Annotated in this window: 4 protein-coding genes; 3 read left to right on the forward strand and 1 reads right to left on the reverse strand. The window is 72.5% G+C overall.

Translation table 11 applies throughout. The features are described from left to right. On the forward strand, positions 1–857 hold an 857-nt coding region (locus Q0112_RS14710; RefSeq protein ID WP_297976556.1), incomplete at its 5' end, for a GMC family oxidoreductase. Positions 858–946: 89 nt separating this feature from the next. Here Q0112_RS14710 and Q0112_RS14715 read toward each other — a convergent pair. Then, entirely contained in the window at positions 947–2,332 is a 1,386-nt protein-coding gene (locus tag Q0112_RS14715) for a glycosyltransferase family 4 protein (RefSeq protein WP_297976557.1), read from the reverse strand. 232 nt (positions 2,333–2,564) lie between these two features. Here Q0112_RS14715 and Q0112_RS14720 point away from each other — a divergent pair, with 232 nt between their 5' ends. Continuing rightward, a complete protein-coding gene (locus tag Q0112_RS14720; RefSeq protein ID WP_297976559.1) occupies positions 2,565–3,641 on the forward strand; it encodes a Gfo/Idh/MocA family oxidoreductase in 1,077 nt (358 codons plus the stop codon). After that, positions 3,641–4,462, forward strand: coding sequence for a sugar phosphate isomerase/epimerase (locus Q0112_RS14725; RefSeq protein ID WP_297976560.1), 822 nt, complete (start codon positions 3,641–3,643; stop codon positions 4,460–4,462). The genes Q0112_RS14720 and Q0112_RS14725 overlap by 1 nt, the downstream gene beginning before the upstream one ends. Positions 4,463–4,575: the final 113 nt, after the last annotated feature.

A 4,575-nucleotide genomic window follows, 5' to 3' on the forward strand; every position in this document is an offset into this window, starting at 1 on the left:
CCTTCCTTCGCTCCGAGGCCGGCACCTACTTTCGCCGCCGGATCACCTTCGCGCCTGAGGTCCTCGACGCGAACCAACTCCTCAACATCTACTTCGTGCCCGGCAACTTTCCCCTGGAGGACGCCGGCATGAAATCCGGCGCCCTGTCCGCGCTCCATCTGGGACTCAGCGCCCGGCACCACACCCTGCAGTACATGCGGCACTATTTGCCCGGCTACATTGCAGGGCCGCCCGGAAATCGCGTGAACGTCGGGCGCCATCTGCTCAACATCCTGACCGACCCGGTTGGCACCGGATTCGGGTTGGCGGAAATCCTCCACCAGAGAGCGGAGCGCGCGCAACGCCCGCCGGGCCTTTACTACCCCAACCCACGCCAGATCTTCGCACTGCGCTACCACTCGGAGCAGCTCCCCAATCCGGACAGCCGCGTTACGCTGTCCGAACGGCGGGACGCCAACGGCGTGCCGCTGCCGCGCGTCGACCTGCGTTTCACGGACGCGGACATCGACTCGGTGGTCGCGGCGCACAATGTGCTCGACCGTCTGGTCCGGGATGAACGTTGGGGTCACCTGAGCTGGATGTGCGCGCCCTCGCAGGCGGCCTCCCACGTTCGCTCGCAGGCAAGGGACGGGTACCACCAGATCGGGCTGACCCGAATGTCGGACAGCCCTCGGGATGGCGTGGTCGACAGCAACCTGGCGGTCCATGGAGTGCGAAATCTCTGGGTCGCCAGCACCGGCGTCCTGCCGACCGGCAGTCAAGCACACCCGACCTTTGCCGCGGTCGCGCTGGCGTTGCGGCTGGCCGAACACCTGAGCGCCCGGAGCGTGCAGGTCCTGAATGCCGCCAACCGCTAGCCTTCCGTCAGGGTGCGTCCGGTCGTGGGCGAGCGGGTGCGGACAGCAACGAGGTCGACGCCCGCGAGATGATGGTCGGGCTTGCGGCCCTAGCGCGTGGCGAGGCCACGGAGCTGCTTGCTCCGGTCAAGGCCGGTCTCGGCTACCGCCTCCGCGCCGCGACTGCCCATTCCGCTGGCGATCGGCCTTGGCCGCAGTCCTCCGTCATCCACGCAGCTCGTCGCCGAGGCTCGGGGCGAACCATCGATGGCGGCGCGCGCGAGGGTTTGTGCATAGAGGTCGACGAGATGCGCGCCCCATTGCTCCTCCGTCGGGGCGAGCGCACGCGCCCCGGCGAAGCCGCGGCGGCTCATCGCCTCGACGGCGGCATCGTCGTCGAGCAGGGCGGCGAGGCGCCCGGCCAGGGCCTCCGGATCGTCGGGCTCGCAGCACCGGCCGATGCCGTGCGCGACGAGTTCGTCGGTGACGAGCGCCGAGGTCGACGACACGACCGGAAGCCCGCTCATGGCCGCCTCGAGCGCCACGAGCCCGAAGGTCTCCCGCACCCGCGTGGGCAGGACGATCAGCCGCGCCGATGCGGCGATCTCGCCGATCGCCTCGGGGGGTTGCCGCCCGAGCATCTCGACGCCGGGGCACAGGGCCGGGAGCTCGGCGGCCAGCGGGCCGTCGCCGACGATCCGCAGCCTCGCTCCGAGCCGCCGCGCCGCAAGGGCGAGCGTGTCGACGCCCTTGTCGAGCTCGAGGCGGCCGACGTAGAGCAGCGCGCGGTTGCGTTCCGCCTCGATCCGCCTGTCCCGCCAAGGCGTCACCGGGTTGCGGAGCACCCGGATCGCTTCGGCCGGGATGCGGCGCCGCGCGAGGAGCGGTGCCATGCCCTCATGCACCGCGAGGACGGTGGCCGGCTCCCGCCGGAAGTCGAAGAGCGCTTCGCGCGCCAGGTGGCGGGCAACCCGCCATGCCTTGTGGCCGTAGTGGCGCTTGTCGCAGTTCGCCAGCAGGCAGCCGGTCGAAAGCGGCACCAGGTCGCAGACGGCCCGCCGGCGAAAATCGAAATAGCCGCCGTTGGGGCAGCTCAGGAAGAAGTCGTGCGTCGACACGACGAGGCGGTCGGCGACCTGCCGCAGGGGGGCGAAGCACGATGGCGACAGCACCTTGTGCCAGTTGTGCAGGTGGTAGATCGTGCGGGGCGTGTCGTTCGCCGCGATCCATTCGGCAAGATGGGCGCGGACCTGCCCGTCATGGAGGCCGCGCACTGCCGCCCGCGCCCGGCCGCCTTCGAGCAGATGGCGTCCCCCGAGCGCGACCACCTCGTCCCCCTGGCGCGCCGCGATCGCAGGCGCGCCGCCGGCCAGCATTGCCACCGGGATGCCGAGCCGCTGCAGCTGCCGGATCGACGCGAGCGCGATGGCGGACGCCCCGCCCCCGTCCTCGAGGTCGTCACTGATCACCGCGACCCGGTCGATGAGAGTTCGCATGCCAAGATCCCGGCGCGATTTCCTTGGTAAGCTCCATCGATACGACGCACCGCAACCAACACATCCCCTCAGATCGCGCCCCGCCTAGTCCTATTCGGTAGGCGCACCCCCCTTTTCGAGAGGCCGGCGCCCGCCGCGCCCGGTTGCCGACCGCCCGCGCCGCGGGGCTTGAGCCCCGCCGCCGCTCCGGCCGATAGTGGCGGCGGAATCGCTCGCCCCGAGGGAGGCCCCGATGCCAGGCAAGGACGACAGGCGCCTCCGGGTCGGCGTGCTCGGCTGCGGCCCGATCGCCCAGGCGGCGCATTTCGAGAGCGCCGCCAAGGGGCGCAACACCGAGCTCCACGCCATCTGCGACGTGGCCGACGACCTGCGCGCCCGCATGGCCGCGACCTGGGCACCGGCGAGGGCCTATGCCGACTATGCCGAGATGCTCGCCGACCCCGCGCTCGACGCCGTCATCGTCGCCACCTCCGACGCCTTCCACGTCCGCGCCGCCGCCATGGCGCTCGAGGCCGGCAAGCACGTCCTCTGCGAGAAGCCGCTTGGCGTCTCGGTCGAGGAGGTCGAGAGCCTCCGCCCCCTCCTCGCCCGCTCCGGCCGCATGCTGCAGGTCGGCCACATGAAGCGCTTCGACGCCGGCATCGAGGCCGCCAAGGCCTTCGTCGAGGCGGAGATGGGCCAGCGGCTCGCGCTCAAGGCCTGGTACTGCGACAGCACCCACCGCTACGCGATGACCGACGCGGTGCAGCCCCTCATCGTCAGGAGCGCGCGCGCCCGCCGGCCTGCGGAGGACCCCAAGGCCGATCTCCGCCGCTACTACATGCTCGCCCACGGCAGCCACCTCCTCGATCTCGCCCGCCACCTCTTCGGCCCGATCGAGGCGGTCGACGCCCGCCTCACCGAACGTTTCGGCGCCTATTCCTGGCTCATCGCCGTCACCTTCGCCGACGGCACCCTGGGCCAGCTCGACGTCACCGTCGCCGTGCGCATGGACTGGCACGAGGGCTTCCAGCTCTACGGCGAGAAGGGCAGCGTCGTCGCCAGGACCTTCAACCCCTGGTTCTACCGCTCGAGCGAGGTCGACATCTTCCGCGAGGCCGACGCCAGCTGGCACCGCCCGCTCGGCGCCGATGGCCACTTCTACCGCCGCCAGCTCGAGGGCCTGGCCGACACCATCCTCCACGGCGCGCCGCTGCGGGGCGCGGACCTCGAGGACGGCATCGCCTCGGTGCGGGCGATGGTGGCGGTCGCCCGCTCGGCCGCCACCCGCCGCGAGATCGCCCTCGCCGACGCGACGGGCCCGGTCTGATGCGGCTCGGCATCTTCGCCAGGACCTTCGACACCCGCGGCGCCCGCCCGACGCTCGCCGCCGTCGCCGCCGCCGGCTACGAGACCGCCCAGTTCAACCTCGCCTGCCTCGGCCTCCCGCCGATGCCCGACGCCATCCCGGCCGGCGCGCCCGGCGAGATCGCCTCCGCCGCCGCCTCGACCGGTGTCGGGATCGCCGCCGTCTCCGGCACCTACAACATGATCCACCCCGACCCGGCCAAGCGCGCCCGCGGCCTCGCCCGCCTCGCCGTCCTCGCCGCCGCCGCCCGCCCGATGGGCACGGGCCTCGTCACCCTCTGCACCGGCACCCGCGACCCGGCCGACCAGTGGCGCTGGCACCCCGACAACGCCGCCCGCGCCGCCTGGGACGATCTCCTCGCCGAGATGGAAAAGGCCCTCACTATCGCCGAGACCCACGACATCGCCCTCGGCATCGAGCCCGAGCTCGCCAACGTCGTCGCCGATGCCCCGACGGCCTGCCGCCTGCTCGACGCCTTCGGGAGCCCGCGCCTGCGTATCGTCCTCGACCCCGCCAACCTCTTCGAGCAAGCCGACGCCCGCGCGCGCCGGCGCCTCGTCGAAGAGGCCGCCGACCTCCTCGGCCCGGCGATCGCCATGGCCCACGCCAAGGACCGCACCGCCGACGGCGGCTTCACCGCCGCCGGCCGCGGCGTCGTCGACTTCCGCCACTTCGTCCGCACGCTCCGCGCCGCCGGCTTCGACGGCCCCCTCGTCACCCACGGCCTCGCCGCCGCCGAGGCGCCGGAGGTCGCGGCCTTCCTCCGCGACGCCATCGCGTGAGCCGCTTCGCCCGCGACGGCATCGCCCTCGCCTACGAGGACGAGGGCGCCGGCCCGCCCGTCCTCTTCCAGCACGGCCTCGGCGGCGACGCCCGCCAGCCGGCCGAGGTCTTC

The sequence above is a fragment of the uncultured Amaricoccus sp. genome, assembly GCF_937858865.1.
In the GTDB taxonomy this organism is placed as follows: Bacteria; Pseudomonadota; Alphaproteobacteria; order Rhodobacterales; family Rhodobacteraceae; genus Amaricoccus.